The sequence below is a fragment of the Pseudosporangium ferrugineum genome (assembly GCF_003002065.1).
In the GTDB taxonomy this organism is placed as follows: Bacteria; Actinomycetota; Actinomycetes; order Mycobacteriales; family Micromonosporaceae; genus Actinoplanes; species Actinoplanes ferrugineus_A.
Window position 1 is genome coordinate 185,879 of record NZ_PVZG01000009.1, and the last position, 16,955, is coordinate 202,833.

The following is a 16,955-nucleotide window of genomic DNA, read 5'->3' on the forward strand; positions in this document are numbered from 1 at the left end:
GGACGGTCGCCCGCCGGACTCATGGCTCGGCCCGTCCCTACCTGGGCACGCTCCCAGCCAGACCCGTCGATGAGCAAGCGCGACCCGGAACGCTGGGTGACGGCTTCCCGGACCGCCCCGCGACGCGTCCCGGCGCAGATGCCCGAATGTGCAAAATCTGCACACGCACCGCCGAATCCGCCCCCCGAGGAGCCCGCACGGTCACCACGCGAGTGCCCCGAACGAGGCCCCGAAAGCCGTCCGAAAGCGATTCGATCAAGCCCGGAACGCCCGCCGCGCCCCTCCCGGAGCCCTCCGCCGGGCACCGCCGGAGAGGCCTCTTCGCGATCTTGTCCGAGGTCACACCACACGGCGCTGACCAGCGGCACAGGAGGATGCACGTGCATCTGCAGTGGAGAATGCGGGGGTCGGATGATGGTCATCGACGGCCCCCTTTCCGCGCAGGGTCGAGGGACGTCAAAGCCCCCCGGCGGAAGGCTAAGGCAATCCGGCGGAACGCAACAGGGGTTGACGGAGGAGCACTGTCGATGTTCGGACGGTGACCCCATCCACGAACGCCGTCACAAGACGACTTGACAAAGTGGACCCCAGCCCACGATTACTGAGCGCGCTCATCCCGCCCAAGGTCATCGCCCTCGGCGCGAACCCCGCCGACCCCGTCCCCATCAGCACGACCGTCGACATCGGACTCGCCGGCGGCCGACCCCCGGACCCCCGCCGCGGCATCACTGCGCGCAAGATCCGCGTCCGGCCTGGCAGTCTCCGCCTCACGCCCCGGAGCCGCCCCGTCCATAAAACTGTCAGGAAGCCGACGCAAGCGCTTGTTCATATTGCGAATAAGCAGAACCGTGGCGACCGACATCAACACGATGATGAAAAGCCCCATCGGCCCAGCCAGACCCCCGGACCGGGTGTCGCCGAAGTTGTTGACCGCCACGTCGAAGTTCACCCGTCAAAGGTACGCCCACACCCGCCCCGCCCAGCCACGGGATCCCGCACCCCACCCCAAGGACGCCCCCAGAACTCCCTCAGCCCAAGACGTCCTCAGCCCAAGACGTCCTCAGTCCAGGACGCCCTCAGTCCAGGACGCCCTCAGCCCGGACGCCCCCAGCCCAAGACGTCCTCAGCCCGGACGCCCCCGCCCAAGACGCCCCCAGCCAGAACGCCAGGGGCCTCGGCGGCGGAGACGGCGAACCGCCGCGCGGCCAGAAGCCGGCCAGCGCGGCCGCCCCTCACACCAACCACCCCGAAACCAGGCAAAATCACCTACCACCGGCCAAAAACCCGATAAGCCGCCAAAGACCCAGCTCGGTCGACAGCCACCTCAACCTGCGCGCGAACAGCAACCGCCCGCCGTCAGCAAGCCTCGACCAACGCGCACCCAGCAAACGGCCCCCGTCAGCAGCTTCGACCTGCGCGCACACCGCGACGGGCCCCGCCAGCAGGCCCCGACCTGTGCCCGACAATCGAGCCCCGCCCTCCGAACGGGCCCCGGTCAGCAGGCCTCGACCGACTCCCGGATTCCCGCGAACAGGTCCGACTCCGGCAGCGGGCTGTCGACCAGAGATCGCGCCAGCTCGAAGTCCTCGGTGGGCCACACCTTCTGCTGCAGCTCCAGCGGCACGTGGAACCAGAACCCGTCCGGATCCACCTGGGTCGCGTGGGCCCGCAGGGCGTTGTCGCGGACCTCGAAATACTCCCCGCACTCCACGCGCGTGGTGATCTTGTCGCCGCGGTCCTCGCGATCCCGCTGCCTCTCGAGCCACTCCGTGTACGGCGACTCCAGGCCCGCCGCGAGCATGCCCTCGTGCAGGGCGAGCATCCGGGCCCGGGTCCAGCCGGAGTTGTAGTACAGCTTCAGCGGCTGCCACGGCTCGCCGAGCTCCGGGTACTTCTCCGGGTCGCCGGCGGCCTCGAACGCCACCACCGAGATCTTGTGGCACATGATGTGGTCGGGGTGCGGGTAGCCGCCGTTCTCGTCGTACGTCGTCATGACGTGCGGCTTGAACTCCCGGATCAGCTTGATCAGCGGCAGCGCGCCCTCGACCGGGTCGACGAGGCCGAAGCACCCGTCGGGCAGCGGCGGCAGCGGGTCACCCTCCGGCAGCCCGGAGTCGACGAACCCCAGCCAGGCCTGCTTGACGCCGAGGATCTCCCGCGCGAGATCCATCTCCTTGCGGCGGATCTCGGCGATGTTCTCGAGCACCTCGGGCCGGTCCATCTTCGGGTTCAGCACGCTGCCGCGCTCGCCGCCCGTACACGTCGCGACCAGCACGTCCACGCCCTCGGCGACATAGCGCGCCATGGCGGCGGCACCCTTGCTGGACTCGTCGTCGGGGTGCGCGTGCACCGTCATCAGACGCAACTGCTCAGCCACTGAATTCTCCCTCGACCGGACCACATTCGGTGGGCCCGGCTCCGGCTGCGAAGATGGACAGGGCCATTCTGGCCGATGGCACCGACACTTTTCGCGGGAGAGGGTCCCTGGTGAGCGAGACGCGCGCCACAGCTCCGGTATTCCCGCCGGGTCGTTACGGCAGGCGACGGGACGGCCGCCGCAGGCTCCTCGGGCCGGTCATCGTCGCGGCGGTGGTCCTGGTGGCGGCGATCGCCCTGGCGGTGCGCCTCTACAGCCAATACGGGGATCCGAACTACGACGCCCAGATCGTCCGATGGACCGGCGTGACCGAAACCCGGATCACGATCGATTTCACCGTACGGGTGCCAGCAGGCGAATCCGCCACCTGCGGCCTCCGGGCGCGCGACTACGACGGCAACGTGGTCGGAACCCGGACAGTAACGGTACGGGCCGCCCCCGGCAGCCGGACGATCCAGGCGTCGGAGCCGGTGACCACCACCGCCAAGGCCTTCGTCGGCGAGGTCCTCAGCTGCCGGGCACCTGCCTGACCCGGTCCGGACGGCCACCCGCCCACCCGGCGTACGGAAAAGTGTCGGACCCTCGCGATACAAAGGATGAGCCGACGGGGATGAGCCGGCGGCACCGCCCGTTCCACCCTGCGGTCGCGCGGAGCAGGCCCTGTGGCCACCGCTGGTAAGCTAGGTGATTCGCTCCGTACGCCTGTCCCGCCCCAAGGAGAAGAGTCTGTGACCAGTTCAGAAGCGTCGAAGACCTGGCTCTCCCAGGACGCTTACGACCGGCTGCAGGCCGAGCTCGACGAGTTGATCGCAGCCCGGCCGGCCATCGCCGCCGAGATCAACGCCCGCCGCGAGGAGGGCGATCTGCGGGAGAACGGGGGCTACCACGCCGCCCGCGAGGAGCAGGGCAAGCAGGAGGGCCGCATCCTGTACTTGAAGGAGTTCCTGCGCAACGCGGAGGTCGGCGAGGCCCCGACGGCCGACAAGGTCTCCCCCGGCATGGTCGTCACCATCTACTTCGACGACGACAAGACCGACACCGAGAAGTTCCTGCTCGGCTCCCGCGAGATCGCCGCCACGACCGACCTGACGGTGTACAGCCCGGAGTCCGCCCTCGGCACCGCCATCCTCGGCGCGAGCAAGAACCAGACGGTCACCTACACCGCCCCGAGCGGCGCCGACATCAAGGTCACAGTCGTCGACTTCGCCCCCTTCGGCGCCTGACCACCGCACCCGCTCCCCCCGGGCCGGGGCCAGGTCGCGCGGGGGCCAGGTCGCGCCGGGGCCAGGTCGCGTCGACACCGGGCCGGGGCCAAGTCGCGTCCGGGGCCAAATCGCGTCGGCACCGGGCCGGGGCCAGGCGGCACCGGCACCGGGCCGGGGCCGGGGTCGGGTCGGACCGAGGACCGGGGCCGGCCAGTGCCGGGCTGCGCATTTCCGGACTCGGCACCGGCGGGCTGACACCCCGCATCGATGCCATGGTCAGCCGACGACTCGCTCGCTGGCTGACCAGGGCATCCGGCGCCGGCTCGGCGCGGGGCTGTCCGGTCTCAGGGGGTTCCGGACAGGAGCGTCACCGCGTAGCCCGAGCCGCGCAGTGCGCCGATCAGCGCCGTCGAGTGGTCCGGGCCCCGGGTTTCCACCGAGAGCTGCACCTCGACCTCGCCGAAGCTGAGCCGGGGGTTGTGCCGGGAGTGCAGCACGTCCACGATGTTCGCCCGGTGTTCCGCGATCTGGGTGAGGAGGCGGGCCAGTTCGCCCGGCTGGTCCTCGGTCTGGACCGAGAGGCGCAGGAAGCGGCCCGCTGAGGCCAGGCCGTGCTCGATCACGCGCATGAGCAGCATCGGGTCGATGTTGCCGCCCGAGAGGATCGCCACGACCGGTGGGGTGACCTGCACCTTGCCGGTCAGCAGGGCCGCCACCGCGGCGCCGCCGGCCGGTTCGACCACCATTTTGTGGCGTTCCAGGAGCATGAGCAGGGCCGCCGACAGGTCCTCGTCCGTGACCGTGACCATGTCGTCCACGAGTTCGCTGACGTGGGCGAACGTCAGGTCTCCCGGGCGCATCACGGCGATGCCGTCCGCGATCGTCGCCGACTCGGTCAGGGTCACCGGGGTGCCGGCTGCCAGGGACACCGGGTAGGCCGCCGCGCCCGCGGCCTGCACGCCGATGATGCGTACGTCTGGTTTGAGGGCTTTTGCCGCGACGGCGACGCCGGAGATCAGGCCGCCGCCGCCCACCGCGGTGATGATCGTGCCGACGTCGGGGCATTGTTCGAGGATCTCGAGGCCGACCGTGCCCTGGCCGGCGATCACGTCCGGGTGGTCGAACGGGTGGATGAGGATCGCGCCCGTCTCCTCGGCGAAGGCGCGGGCCGCCCGCAGCGAATCGTCGACGGTGGTGCCCGCGTACTCGATGGCGGCGCCGTAGCCCTTGGTGGCCGTGACCTTGGGCAGGGGCGCGTTCTGCGGCATGAACACCGTGGCCTTCGCGCCGAGCATGCCGGCGGCCAGGGCCACCCCCTGGGCGTGGTTGCCGGCGCTGGCCGCCACGACGCCGCGGGCCCGCTCGGCGTCCGACAGGCGCGAGATCCGGTGGTACGCGCCGCGCACCTTGTACGAGCCGGCCCGCTGCTGGTTCTCGCACTTGAGCCAGGCCGGGACGCCCAGCGCGCGGGACAGCGGCATCGAGTGTTCGAGCGGGGTGGTCTTGACGACCCCGGTCAGCACCGCCCGCGCGGCTTCGACGTCGGCGAGCGAAAGCAGGTCACTCATGGGGAGATCGTGCCACCCGCGGAAAAACGCTAGACGAAGGCGTGCCGCGTCCACGGGTTGGCGACCTCGAGCACCCCGGCGATCGACAGCAGCAGCAGCTCCGAGTCCGGCTTCCCGACGAACTGCACCCCCACCGGAAGCCCGTCCGGGCGGAGGCCGATCGGCACCACGATCGCCGGCAGCCCCGCGATGTTCCAGGGTCCCGCGTACGGGGCGTACCGAATGTTCTCGATCAGGTTGTGCCGCCAGCTGCCGCCGGAGTGGCCGTCGGCGGGCGGCGGAGTGGTCGCCAGCGCCGGCGTCAGCAGCACGTCGATGTTCTTCTCCTCGAAGAACGCGAGGCTCTTCGCCCGCCACGCGTCGCGCTGCTCCTGGCGCACCCAGCCGCGGTTCCACGCCATTTTCCCGAGCCGGACATGCCTTCGGGTACGCGGTTGCAGCGTCTTGAGGTCCAGCCCCGACGCCTGCGCCTCCCGGTACGCGGCGGCGAACCAGGTCAGCAGGCCGGCGATGCGTACGCCCGTGGTGTACGGCGGCTCGGCCGTGACGGTGTCGTGCCCCGCCTGGCCGAGGAGCTTCGCGGCGGTCGCCACGGCGTCGCGGTTCGGCTCGTCCGCGCGTACCCCCTGGACCGGGGAGCGCAACGCGACGCCGACCCGCAGCCTGTCCGGCGGGGTGAGCTTCGCCGGCGATCGGCCCGCGAGGACGCTGAAGCCGAGCGCCGCGTCCGCGACCGTGGTCGCGAGGATGCCGTTCTCGGCCAGGCCGAGCCAGTTGTCGACGCCCAGGTCGCAGGGGATCACGTCGCGGCCGGGTTTGAGACCGACGAGCCCGCAGCAGGCGGCGGGAATGCGGATCGAGCCGAGGCCGTCGTTGCCCTGCGCGATCGGCACCAGCCCCGCCGCGACGGCCGCGGCCGAACCGCCCGACGAGCCGCCCGGGGTGCGGTCCAGCGACCACGGGTTACGGGTGGGGCCGTCGGCGCCGTCGGTGGTGGCCCAGAGCCCCATCTCGGGCATCCGGGTCACGCCGACGACGACCGCGCCCGCGCCGCGCAGCCGGCGGACCACCTCGTGGTCCTCCTCGGCCACCGCGGTGCGCGCCGCCGCGGAGCCGTGCCAGGTCGGCAGGCCCGCGACCGCGGTGTTCTCCTTCACCGCCACCGGCACGCCGGCGAGCGGAAGGTTGGCGAGATCCTCCTGGTCGTCGACCTTCTCGGCCTCGACGATCGCCTCGCCGCCGCGCACCACGCGGAACGCGGTGAGCGCCGGGTCGGAGATCGCGATCTGCTCGAGGTGATCGGCGACCACCTGGGTGGCGGTCGTGTCGCCGCGCCGCACCGCCCGGGAGATCTGCTTCGCCGTGGCACCCACCCACGTGGTCGCCAGGTTGTCCATGGCCGTCTCCGCTTGTCTTGAGGAACCTCAGCCGAGCGCCCGCTCCAGATCGGCGAGCAGATCGTCAACGGTCTCGATGCCGACAGACAGTCGCACGAGATCGGCGGGGACTTCAAGCGGTGAGCCCGCGGCGCTGAGGTGTGTCATCTGGCCGGGGTGCTCGATGAGCGACTCCACGCCGCCGAGCGACTCCGCGAGGACGAACAGCTTGGTCCGGTTGCAGACGTCGATGGCCTGCTCAGCGCCACCCTTGGTGCGGAAGGAGATCATTCCGCCGAACCGCGACATCTGCTTGGCGGCGGTCTCGTGTCCGGGATGCGACTCCAGGCCGGGGTACAGGACCCGGGCCACCTTCTTGTGACCTTCCAGATAGGCCACGATCCGCTCGGCGTTGTCACAATGCCGATCCATCCGTACGCCCAGAGTCTTGATGCCGCGCAGAGTGAGCCACGCGTCGAAGGGCCCGTTGACCGCTCCCATGGCGTTCTGGTGGAACGCGAGCTGGTCGCCGAGGCCCTCGTCGGCCGCCACCAGCGCGCCGCCGACCACGTCGGAGTGCCCGCCCAGGTATTTGGTCGTGGAGTGGATGACCACGTCGGCGCCGAGACCGATCGGCTGCTGCAGGTACGGCGACGCGAACGTGTTGTCCACGGCGAGCATGGCGTCGTACTCGTGCGCCAGCGTCGCCAGCGCGGGGACGTCGGCGATGTTCAGCAGCGGGTTGGTCGGCGTCTCGGCCCAGATCAGCCGGGTGTGGCCGGGCCGGAACGCCGCGCGGACCGCGTCGAGGTCGTGGAGCGGCACCGCCGTCCAGTCGAGACCCCAGTTCTCGGCGACCTTGCTGAAGAGCCGATACGTGCCGCCGTACGCGTCGTCGGGGATGACCACGTGGTCGCCGGGACGGCACACCGTACGCAGCAGCGTGTCCTCGGCGGCGAGCCCGCTGGCGAACGCGAGACCCCGGCGCCCGCCCTCGATCGCGGCCAGGCATTCCTGCAGGGCGTCGCGGGTCGGGTTGCCGGAGCGGCTGTACTCGTACCCCAGCCGGGGCGAACCGACGGCGTCCTGCGCGTACGTGCTCGTCTGGTAGATGGGCGGCACCACCGCACCCGTCCGCGGATCGGGGTCCTGCCCGGCGTGGATGGCCAGAGTGTCGAAGCCGTACCCGTTGCCCGTCATCTCGTTACCCGTCATGAGGGGCAAGGCTAGTCTGCGCTGATGGTCGACTGCCTCTTCTGCGGGATCGTGGCGGGTACGGTTCCCGCGTTCAAGGTCGTGGACACCCCCGACGGCATCGGCTTCCTCGACATCCGGCCGGTGTTCAAGGGGCACGTGCTGGTGGTGCCGCGTCCGCACGTACCGGAGCTCACCGCCCTTGATCCGGATCTTCTGCCCGGCTTCTTCACGCTGGTGCAGCGGGTGGCCGCGGCCGTCCCCGCGGCAACGGGCGCAAAAGGGACGTTCGTCGCGATGAACAACATCGTGTCCCAGTCGGTGCCGCACCTGCACGCCCACGTCGTACCCCGGACGAAGGGCGACGGCCTCCGCGGCTTCTTCTGGCCCCGCCACAAGTACGACTCCGACGACGAGGCGGCAACCTACGCTTCCGCGATCGCCGGCGCGCTCGGGTAAGGAACCCCGGGTGGGTGGTGTTACACCCAGCGGATGAAGGGAGACACCGTGTTCCTGCGGTACAAGAAGCTCGAGCTGCCCACCCCCGACCAGGCCGTACCCGGTCGCCTGATCGAGATGCCGGTGGCCGACACGCACACGGTGCTCGGGACCCCGATGAAGGGCCCCTGGCCGGCCGGCCTGGAGACGGCGGTGTTCGGCATGGGCTGCTTCTGGGGCGCCGAGCGCATCTTCTGGCGCCTGCCGGGCGTCTACTCGACGTCGGTCGGCTACGCGGGCGGTTTCACCCGCAACCCGACGTACGAGGAGACCTGCTCCGGAACGACCGGCCACACCGAGGCCGTCCAGGTCGTCTACGACCCGGCCACAATCAACTACGAGGACCTGCTGAAGGCCTTCTGGGAGAACCACGACCCGACCCAGGGCATGCGCCAGGGCAACGACGTCGGCACCCAGTACCGCTCGGCCATCTACACGACGACACCGGAGCAGGCCAAGCTCGCCGAGGCCTCCCGAGCGGCCTTCCAGCCCATCGTGACGGCCGCCGGCCACGGCACCATCACGACGGAGATCAAGCCGCTGGACGCGTACTACTACGCGGAGGACTACCACCAGCAGTACCTCTCGGACAGCAAGAACCCGGGCGGCTACTGCAACCACGGCCCTACAGGGCTCAACTACTGTGCCCCTTCTCTGGGGCTGGACAGTACGTCCTGACAACGACGAACGCCCCGGCCAACTGGCCGGGGCGTTCCGCTGTTGTCGCAGCTAGGCAGCCTTCCGGGTTGGGTTTCGGCTAGGCACCGCGGCCCGCGCCGGTTCCACAGCCAACCGGAACACTGCGGCCACCCGTTCGAGAACCTCGGTGTCTTGAATCGTCGGGGGCAACCCCTGCTCTGCCCTCGATCGCGTCACCATCACTCGGATCTCTTCGAGGTGAGTTAGAACTGGGGTCCGGTTCGCCTGACCTTGATTCACCAGCGCGAGCCGTGCCGGTTCTTTGCTGAAACAGGCCGGGGCGGAGTACTCGACGGTCGGTTCGGCACCTTCAACGGCCCTCAGATGCATGCTGGCGGTCCCTCTGTGATTGTCAATGGGCGTACGGCATCCGGTCTCTCTGCGGCCATTTGCGCGTGCCGTGGAGAGCCACACTGAGCCAAGATTTCCGGCATCCGAGGGGTTTTGGGGCATACACCCGCGAGGGGCCGAATGTCCCTCTGTTTCAGCCAGTCAGTCACGGTGTCTCACCTTCTATATCGTCGCCCTTGTTTCCGCAGCTCAAAGCGGGTTGGGTGACACCAGTGACGGGGGTGACACCCGTGACACCCGGCACTCGATACCGGCCGCCCGGTTCAGCAGCGAGCTGCCCATCGGCAAGCATCCGAGTGCAGGTCTGCCGCACGGTGGCCGCCTTAAGGCCGACCGCGTTAGCGACGATCGTCGGGGTGCTGCCTGGCGCGGTCCGCAGGAAGCGCAGGATGACGGCGCGGGTCTCGCCGATCTGGTGGTCCTCGGCCGGGCCATCGAGCATCTGCCAGGCTCCCGCGTCGGCGTTGAAGGTCAGGGCGTACTCGGCTTCGTCGACGTCGCGGCCGGTCACGTGGAGCACCCCGTCGCCCTGGTTGCGTGCCCGCTTGAGGACCAACGTGGCGTCGGCGGCACCGGCGAGGCCGTTGGTGCCGGAGACCTCGGTGAGGAAGTCGTCTGATCCGGCTTTGCGGACGTGGTGGACCAGCACGAACGCCACGCCGTAGTCGTCGGCGACTTTCTTCGCCCGGCCGACGGCGGCGTAGTCCGCGTCGTAGGCGGATGCGCCGGGTGCGGAGTTGCCGCGCAGCTTGGCGAACACATCGATGATGACCATGCGCGCGTCCGGGTTGCGGTCGAGCCATGCGGCGATGGCCTGGTCTCCGCCTTGCGGCAGCGGCGGGCACTCGGTGGCGAGGGTGAGTCCGGCCGGGGCGGGCCGGTTGGCGAGGACCTTGCCGAGGCGGTTCTGTAGCCGCCGGGCGGTGTCCTCCAGGGCGAGGTAGAGCACCGGCCCGGGTTCGACCGCGATGGACCCGAACGCCTTGCCGCCGGCCGCGACGTCCACGCCGAGGCCGAGCGACATCCAGGACTTGCCGACCTTGGGTGGCCCGCAGAGCAGGTTCACGCCCTCGGACAGCACCCCGGGAACGGCCCACTTGGGCGGGGCGAACTGCATCGCCATGATGTCGACCGCCGACCACGAGGTGCGGATCCGCGCGGGCCGCGCCTGCTCGGCAGACAGCACCTCGGCCGCGTCGTCCGGTCCGGCGACGTGCAGGGCGGGGCGGTCCGGCCGTTCGGCCGGCACGCGGCTCACGCCGCCACCGTCCGGGGCCGCTTCGCTCCGGCGGAGAGCCCGGACCGGACGGTACGTAAGGTCTCGAAGCGGGTCAGCCCGATCGACAGCGCGGCCTCGATCAGCAGCGCCTCGGCCTGCTCGACGGGTAGCGCTCCCCCGGCGGCGAGCTGGCCGAGGGCGACGGCGGACACGTACAGCGTGTGGTTGCGCTGCCCCTCGGCGGCCCGCCGGAGGTGGTCGAGCTGGCGGCCGATCGCGGCCGTGACGTAGGCGCCGGTCCGTCCGGTCGGCAGGTCGACGGTGACCGGCTGCTGTGCGGGTAGCGGTGAGGGTCGCAGCCGTTCGGCGAGCCAGGCGGGCAGCGCGGCGACCTCGGTGTCGCGGGCGGCGGTGTACGGGCGTCCGGCGACGGTGGTTCCGGCGGCGACGACGTAGCCGCCGTGGGCGCGGGTGTCGATCAGCCAGCCGAGGCCGTTGCCGCGGTCCCCGGCGGTGTTGCGCAGCGCCGGGCCGCTGTCCGGGTGGCGGTAGTAGAGGTGGGTGCCGCCTCGGCCGGTGGTGACGGTATAGGTGCTCCACACCTCGGGTGCGCCGTCCTGGTCATGCTGGGCGCACAGCAGCCCGAAGACGTCAGATCCGTTGCGGCACAGGGGGTCGGACCATTCGGCGGGCGGGGTTTGCCCGTCCTTCGGGGTGTCGAGGTCGATCACGACCAGCCCGGACGGGCCACAGGCGACGCCGACGCCGTAGCCGGTGGTGGCCCAGCCCCGTCGGATGCGGTCGGGGTCGGTGGTGGCGCGGGCTTCCCAGCCGGTGTGCCCGTCGCGGCAGCGCGGGTCGCGGCCGGTGCAGGCGGCGGCCGGGTGGTCGGGGAACGCGGGCCGCTTGTCGTCCGGGCGCAGCGGGAAGACGTGCCAGCCGCGCGCGGCGGCCGACAGCGCCACGTCGAGCGGGGATCCGTTGCTGTGCATGGGTTGCGGCCTCCTGGCGGTAGGTGCGGACGGGTGTTCGCGGAGGTGCTTGTCGTGGGCGCAGGCGGCGCAGTAGCGCTCCCGCTCCCACCGGGCGACGGTCAGGGGTCGACCGGATGCGGTGTCCTCGGCCGCGACGGTGCGGGCGCAGAGGTGCGGGTACGGTTCGGTCGTCGGGACCAGGCGGCCGCGGAGCTGGCGGCGGGTGGCGTAGCCCTCCGGTGCGCCGCGCCACCAGTAGGTGGGCAGGCCGTATCGGTCGCCGTCCGGGTCGTGGAACACGGCGCGGATGCGGGACATCAGGCGGCCCTGCCCAGGTCGACCGTGCGGCCGGCGGTGGCGAGGAACGTGCGGCCGAGCCATGCCGCGTAGGCGGGTGGGATGGCCTCGGTCAGTTCTTCGCGGACGTCGGTCCAGTCGATGCCCATCGCGGTCTGCATCTCGGCCACGGTGGCTTTGCCGCCGCCGTCGCCGTAGGCGGCGACGTAGGGCCCGTCGTGGTAGACGCCGTGCCGCCACCCGCGAACCCGGCCGCGGTGCCGCAGGTGTACCGGCCGGGCCGCGGTCCAACCGCCCAGCTCAAAGTTGCGGTGCCGGATCACGCCGAGCCCGAACATCTCCCCGCACAGGGTCACGTCCTTGCGGACCGGGGCCTTACCGTTGGGTTGCTCGATCACGTACGGCACCCCGGACAGGTCCAGCAGGTCGCGCAGGTCGGGGATGAGTTGGACGTGGTCGCGGCCCCAGCCCATCGCCCGGTTCGTGCCCTGGGTCAACGCGCACCCCTCCTGACACGGCGGGGAGCTGTGGATCAGGGAGAACGCCCGGATCCCGCCCCCGGTGATCAGCCGGTCGAGGTAGGACAGGGCCTCAGCGCGCACGAACCGGAACGGGTAGCGCGGCCGGTCGGCGAGGTCCACGCCGAGCACGTCGAACCCTGCGGCGCGGTAGCCGGCGGCGGCCCCGCCGGCGCAGCAGAACAGGTCCAGCAGCAGCGGGCGCATCAGGCGGCCCTCCGTCCGATCGCGGGCCGCTCACCGTGGCCGGGCAGCGAGCGCGGCCGGATGACGACGGCGTCCAGCAGGTCACCGAGCAGCCGCACGAGGATGGCGAGCTGCCGGCGGGCGGTGTTGTCGTTGCGGTGCAGCGGGATCCGGATGACCACCTCGGCGTACTCGACGTCGGCGGCCCGGGTACGGGTCATGACGGCCCTCCCGCTTCCTCGGGCCGTGATGACGGGTCGGGCGCGGTGCTGGTCGATGCCGCAGGTGTGGTTCTGGACGCACCATGCGGTGTGCGGGGTTGCGGTGCGGGTGAGTCGGGCCATCGTCCGGGCGACCATCAGCGGGTGCCCTTGTCGTGCAGCTCGCGCAGGCTGTTGATGACGCGCCGACCGATCCGCAGGCGGCGGCCGTCGCCGTGGCAGCGTCGGCACAGCCCGAACGCGCGGCCGAACGGGCTACGGCGTTTGCCGGTGCCGTGGCAGCGTCGGCAGGCGCTGAACGGCCAGATCCAGCAGCCGAGGGCGTAACCGAGGGTGATCAGGACGAGGGCGAGGCAGAGAAGACCGGTCAAGGTCGTTTCGGGGGTCGCGGTCGCGGCGAGGGCAGGCACAGGAAGCCTCCAGAGGGCGTTTTTGGGCGTGAAGGGCTGGCGGCGCGACCCGCGACCGGTCGGTGTTGGTGCTGACCAGGCCGGTCGCGGGTCGGGTCGCGTGGGCGCGACCGGTCGCGGGTGAGCCGCGACCGTCAGGCGGCCTTGCGGCGGCCGATCGCGGCGTCGATGTCGTCGGCCTTGGCTCCCTTGAGGGCTTTGCCGGCCCGCTTGACGTCTACGCTGCGTACACCGAACGAGCGGACCTGAGCGGAGATCGACTCGGCGGTGACGTCGGCGTACGCCTCGGGCAGCCGGGCAGCGAGCCGGGTGGCGATCTCGTCCCACTGCGCGCCGGTCTCGCCGTGTTCGATGACGGACCGCACGTCGGCGAGCACGTCGCGGATCTCGCGGGCGACGTCCTCCCCGGCGGCCATGCCGGACAGAGTTCCGGCTTCCTCACGCAGCTTGCGCGCGGCTATGAGGATCTTCTCCGCGTCGTCGGCGTCGGCGAGGTAGGTCCGCACGGTCGGGGTGGCATCCGACGCGCCGCGCAGGATGCCGACACCCTTGTAGGACGGCAGCAGCGACGACGAGTCGTAGCCCTCGCTGTTGGCTCCCGCGCCGAGGACCAGGTCGGAGACGTTCCACGAGCCGGTACGCAGACTGAACCGGACCTGGTGGTTGTCGCGGAAGCTGATGAACTGGGTGGCGACCTGCCCACCGCCGACCCCGGACGGGCGCTGGGTGGCGTCGACGAACCCGACCCCGGCGGCCGGGGCGACCTTGACCAAGTAGACCAGCAGCGACGCGATTTCCTTGCTGATGTCGCCGAGGTCGAAGTACTCCTGGAACTCGTCCAGCACGACCAGCCGCACCGGCATGCGGTACTGCGGGTCACGGGCGATCTCGCGGGTCAGCTTGCCCTCAGGGCAGATGTCGACGGGCAGCTTCGACAGCCGCTCGTAACGGTCCTGCACATCGGCCTTGATCTCGCGCAGCGCTTCGAGGGCGATCTCGGCGGGGTCGCCATCGCGGGTCATCGCCAGCCCGAACGCGTACCGGTCGGCGACCAGGGAGAACTTGCGCCAGTCCGGCTTGCCGCCACCGTCCAGAACGGTCAGCTTCACGTACGGGTCCAGAGCGGCGTACAGGGCCAGGGCGCGGGCGGCGAACGTCTTGCCCTGCCGAGGCTGTGCTCCGATCAGGATGCTGTTCCACATCAAGTCGACGGCGACCTTGTTGCCGCGCTCGTCCAGCCCGAACGGCGCAGGCTGCCAGATGTCGGTGGGCTTGCAGCGCAGCAGCGGCGTCCGGCCCGCGCCCTGGGCGAGGGGGTCGCGGTCGGCGACCCACAGCACGTGCCGCCGGTGCGAGGACGGGTCACGGGTGATGAACACCTGCGACACCGCGACGTCGAGCCCGGACGCGACCGCGCCGCGCGCCTTCACCGCGTCGTCGAACGTCTTGCCGTAGGGCAGATCGATCGACACCTGCGAACCGGTACCGGAGGCGTCCCGGGCCATCGTGGACCCGAAACTGATCTGCTGGTGGGGCTTGTCGGGGTGGCCGAGCCCAGCGGCGTAGTAGGCGCGCAGGATGATGTCCGGGTTGACCCGGCGGAAACGGCCGGCCACGGTGGCCGGGGTGATGATGCGCCGATCCTCGGGGCGGCCGAGGTGCGCCAGCAGGATCACGGCACCGGCAACCACGAGGGCGAACGCCCACAGCGGCGCGGCGGCGTAGAGGACCGGGCCGCCGATGGCCACGGCGAGCAGCTCGGCCACCAGGACGACGGCCCGCCACGCGCGGGTGGCCTTGACCTCTCGGTGCAGCTTCAGCCACATCTGCGGGTCGTTGGCGTCCGCGGCGGCCTGCCGTAGGCCGTACTGCTCCGTCACCCACCACCACGTGAGCTGGCGGCCGATCAGCCGGAACAGGCCCACCACCGCCCAGAACGAGGCCAGCAAGGCGTACCAGGGTGAGCGCAGGGCGTGGAACCCGGCGCGGTAGGCGGTCAGCTCTGCGGCCTGCTTGAGGCTGTGCCGGATGTTCGGCCACGTCGACCAGTTGGCCGGCACGATCGGGCGTCGCCCGGACGGCCCGACCGGCGGCGCGTCGACCGGCATCCCGCCCCGAGTCGGCGTCTCGTCCAGAGCCACCTCGAAGTGCGTGGCGGACTCCGCTCCCGCGCGGCGGGTCCGGGCGGCGTCCAGGTCGACCACCTCAGCGACATCGGCCTCGGCGGCGGTCCAGTCGAAGTTGTCGGGGTGCGGGTTGGGGGTGCTCATGGTGGGTGTCCTCCCGGGGCTCTCAGGCGGCGATCACGAGGGCGGCGACGAACAGGAACAGGTAGTGGAAGGACTGGTCCAGGGCGTACGAGCCGGTGCCGAGCGACGGGTTGTCGTCATGGCCGGCACGCGGGACGCCGAGGGCGTAGAACCGGCCCGCGCCGAGGGCAGCGGCGAGGCGCTTGAGCGGGGTTCGCCGGTCGGCGATGTAGTGCGTGACCGCGCTGACCGTGAGCCCGGCGGCGACCTGACCGAGGTGCAACGGCAGGCCGAGGGTCAGCGCCATCGAGGCGAGCGCGACCAGCGCGGTGAGGGTGTAGGTGGTGACGTGAGCGGCGCAGGCGATGCGGCCAGGCCAGCCGGGGCGGCCCTTGCAGTCGGCCTGGTGCTGGGTTTGGATCCAGTGGTCGGCGACCTGGTGAGCGACGAACAGGGCGACGAAGACAGCGGCGAACGAGGCATGCATGATGGGTGTCTCTCCTGGTCTGTGATGGCTGGCGGGAGGGCCGGTGACGCGGCGCTTGCTTGGCGGTAGGGGCCGCGTCACCGGGCGAAGTCAGGCAACGGTGAGGGTGGGCGTTTCCGCAGGAACCGGGGCAGATGGTGACGCGTCGGTGGCGCTCAGCGCGGCGAGGTGACGCCGGGCAGTCGACGCCGATACACCGGCCTTGGCGGCAATCTGCGCGGCTGACGCGCCGGGCATCTTCGCGGCGACCTTGGCGACCTTCTCCGCCGACGCGGGACGCGGCATGACGCGCTTGGCGGGCGTCTTCTTGACCGCCGGAACCGGTGCGGGCTGCTCGGCGATGACCGGCTCAGCGACCGGTTCCGGCACTGCCACCACCTCGGCGGCCGGGGCGGCGAGCGCCGTGGCGCGGTGGGCAGTGGCGAGCAGGGCGGCCGAGGCCATGACCATCAGACCGTCAACCGCGAGTGGGCCGAGGTGCGCAGTCAGGAAATCCTCGCCGTAAAACCGCAGCAGCCCGGAACCGTGCTTGTACGACACGATCGCGGCGACCAGGGCAACCGGCAGCAGTCCCAGGAACCGCAGCGCCGTCCAGCGGCGGCCGACCGGCCACGCGACCCGGGCCAGGATCTCGGTGGCCACGAACAGAGCGACCGGCCAGAACACCGACCCAACGACCGCGCCGGTCGGCGGCGACCAGTCGGCCGGCGCACCGGCGGGCGGGACGTAGGAGTGAGCGACATTCGCCGCGATCGACACCGTGCCGCCAAGGGCGGCACCGATGTAGGCCCAACCACGGCCGCTGATGGTCGGCTTACGCATCACGCCACCGCCTTCAACACGACGGGGCGGGCAGCCAGCTCGGCGGCGACACGGGTCACCCGGGCCTCGGCCCTGCGCAGCCGACGCCAGTCCAGCGGCGACGGGCCGCCGTGGTCGGCGGCGTAGATGTTGGCGATCTCGGCGTCCAACACTGAAAGCTCAGCCTCGATCAGCGGCCATTCGGCCTCGATGCCTTCCAGGTCGACGGGGCGGGGGCCGAACATGTCGGCCGGTTGCTTACCCATCAGGTTCCTCCAGAACGGTTGTAGAGGGCGCCTACGAAGCGCTTCTCTGATGCGCTTCA

General features: G+C 71.0%; 18 protein-coding genes. 4 read left to right on the forward strand and 14 right to left on the reverse strand.

What is annotated here, in order from left to right:
• Window positions 1-598 precede the first annotated feature (598 nt).
• Both CLV70_RS20315 and mca read right to left on the reverse strand, forming a co-directional pair.
• Window positions 599-886 carry a hypothetical protein gene (locus CLV70_RS20315; protein WP_245908364.1) on the reverse strand — a complete coding sequence of 96 codons (288 nt, stop codon included), beginning with the start codon at window positions 884-886 and terminating at the stop codon, window positions 599-601.
• A gap of 609 nt (window positions 887-1,495) precedes the next feature.
• Entirely contained in the window at window positions 1,496-2,377 is an 882-nt protein-coding gene (gene mca / locus CLV70_RS20320) for a mycothiol conjugate amidase Mca (protein WP_106128110.1), read from the reverse strand.
• A 110-nt stretch (window positions 2,378-2,487) separates the two neighbouring features.
• Here mca and CLV70_RS20325 point away from each other — a divergent pair, with 110 nt between their 5' ends.
• Both CLV70_RS20325 and greA read left to right on the forward strand, forming a co-directional pair.
• On the forward strand, window positions 2,488-2,907 hold the full coding sequence (locus tag CLV70_RS20325; RefSeq protein WP_106128111.1) for a DUF4307 domain-containing protein: 420 nt from the start codon (window positions 2,488-2,490) through the stop codon (window positions 2,905-2,907).
• A 198-nt stretch (window positions 2,908-3,105) separates the two neighbouring features.
• Complete coding sequence (gene greA / locus CLV70_RS20330; RefSeq protein WP_106128112.1) at window positions 3,106-3,600, forward strand: transcription elongation factor GreA; 495 nt, start codon at window positions 3,106-3,108, stop codon at window positions 3,598-3,600.
• Between the two features lie 326 nt (window positions 3,601-3,926).
• Here the strand turns inward: greA and ilvA are convergent, their stop codons facing one another.
• The 3 genes from ilvA to CLV70_RS20345 are packed head-to-tail and all read right to left on the reverse strand — an operon-like array spanning window position 3,927 to window position 7,726.
• On the reverse strand, window positions 3,927-5,150 hold the full coding sequence (ilvA, locus tag CLV70_RS20335) for a threonine ammonia-lyase (RefSeq protein ID WP_106128113.1): 1,224 nt from the start codon (window positions 5,148-5,150) through the stop codon (window positions 3,927-3,929).
• Window positions 5,151-5,179: 29 nt separating this feature from the next.
• Window positions 5,180-6,547, reverse strand: a complete 1,368-nt coding sequence (locus CLV70_RS20340; protein WP_106128114.1) for an amidase — start codon at window positions 6,545-6,547, stop codon at window positions 5,180-5,182.
• A gap of 27 nt (window positions 6,548-6,574) precedes the next feature.
• Complete coding sequence (locus tag CLV70_RS20345; RefSeq protein WP_106128231.1) at window positions 6,575-7,726, reverse strand: cystathionine gamma-synthase; 1,152 nt, start codon at window positions 7,724-7,726, stop codon at window positions 6,575-6,577.
• Between the two features lie 39 nt (window positions 7,727-7,765).
• Between CLV70_RS20345 and CLV70_RS20350 the strand changes: the two genes are divergently transcribed.
• Together CLV70_RS20350 and msrA are read left to right on the forward strand one after the other, a co-directional pair.
• Window positions 7,766-8,179 carry an HIT family protein gene (locus CLV70_RS20350; RefSeq protein WP_106128115.1) on the forward strand — a complete coding sequence of 138 codons (414 nt, stop codon included), beginning with the start codon at window positions 7,766-7,768 and terminating at the stop codon, window positions 8,177-8,179.
• Between the two features lie 48 nt (window positions 8,180-8,227).
• Window positions 8,228-8,896 carry a peptide-methionine (S)-S-oxide reductase MsrA gene (gene msrA, locus CLV70_RS20355; RefSeq protein WP_106128232.1) on the forward strand — a complete coding sequence of 223 codons (669 nt, stop codon included), beginning with the start codon at window positions 8,228-8,230 and terminating at the stop codon, window positions 8,894-8,896.
• Between the two features lie 517 nt (window positions 8,897-9,413).
• On the opposite strand, the gene CLV70_RS20360 is transcribed toward msrA, so the two are convergent.
• The 9 genes from CLV70_RS20360 to CLV70_RS20400 all read right to left on the reverse strand — a co-directional run bounded on the left by CLV70_RS20360 (window position 9,414) and on the right by CLV70_RS20400 (window position 16,896).
• Entirely contained in the window at window positions 9,414-10,526 is a 1,113-nt protein-coding gene (locus CLV70_RS20360) for an AAA family ATPase (RefSeq protein WP_425440189.1), read from the reverse strand.
• A complete protein-coding gene (locus CLV70_RS20365) occupies window positions 10,523-11,779 on the reverse strand; it encodes a bifunctional DNA primase/polymerase (RefSeq protein WP_106128116.1) in 1,257 nt (418 codons plus the stop codon). Before CLV70_RS20365 ends, CLV70_RS20360 begins: the two co-directional genes overlap by 4 nt.
• On the reverse strand, window positions 11,779-12,483 hold the full coding sequence (locus tag CLV70_RS20370) for a DNA methylase (protein WP_106128117.1): 705 nt from the start codon (window positions 12,481-12,483) through the stop codon (window positions 11,779-11,781). Before CLV70_RS20370 ends, CLV70_RS20365 begins: the two co-directional genes overlap by 1 nt.
• Window positions 12,483-12,683 carry a hypothetical protein gene (locus CLV70_RS41145; protein WP_245908344.1) on the reverse strand — a complete coding sequence of 67 codons (201 nt, stop codon included), beginning with the start codon at window positions 12,681-12,683 and terminating at the stop codon, window positions 12,483-12,485. Before CLV70_RS41145 ends, CLV70_RS20370 begins: the two co-directional genes overlap by 1 nt.
• Before the next feature lie 137 nt (window positions 12,684-12,820).
• Window positions 12,821-13,054 (reverse strand): hypothetical protein, encoded by a 234-nt coding sequence (locus tag CLV70_RS20380; RefSeq protein WP_245908345.1) that lies wholly within the window; start codon window positions 13,052-13,054, stop codon window positions 12,821-12,823.
• Between the two features lie 173 nt (window positions 13,055-13,227).
• The gene (locus CLV70_RS20385) at window positions 13,228-15,363 is read right to left on the reverse strand and encodes a cell division protein FtsK (protein ID WP_106128120.1); all 2,136 of its coding nucleotides are present in this window, start codon (window positions 15,361-15,363) and stop codon (window positions 13,228-13,230) included.
• 22 nt (window positions 15,364-15,385) lie between these two features.
• Window positions 15,386-15,829 (reverse strand): DUF3307 domain-containing protein, encoded by a 444-nt coding sequence (locus CLV70_RS20390; RefSeq protein WP_106128121.1) that lies wholly within the window; start codon window positions 15,827-15,829, stop codon window positions 15,386-15,388.
• A 90-nt stretch (window positions 15,830-15,919) separates the two neighbouring features.
• Complete coding sequence (locus CLV70_RS20395) at window positions 15,920-16,651, reverse strand: hypothetical protein (RefSeq protein WP_106128122.1); 732 nt, start codon at window positions 16,649-16,651, stop codon at window positions 15,920-15,922.
• On the reverse strand, window positions 16,651-16,896 hold the full coding sequence (locus CLV70_RS20400; RefSeq protein ID WP_106128123.1) for a DUF6284 family protein: 246 nt from the start codon (window positions 16,894-16,896) through the stop codon (window positions 16,651-16,653). Before CLV70_RS20400 ends, CLV70_RS20395 begins: the two co-directional genes overlap by 1 nt.
• Between the last annotated feature and the right edge of the window lie 59 nt (window positions 16,897-16,955).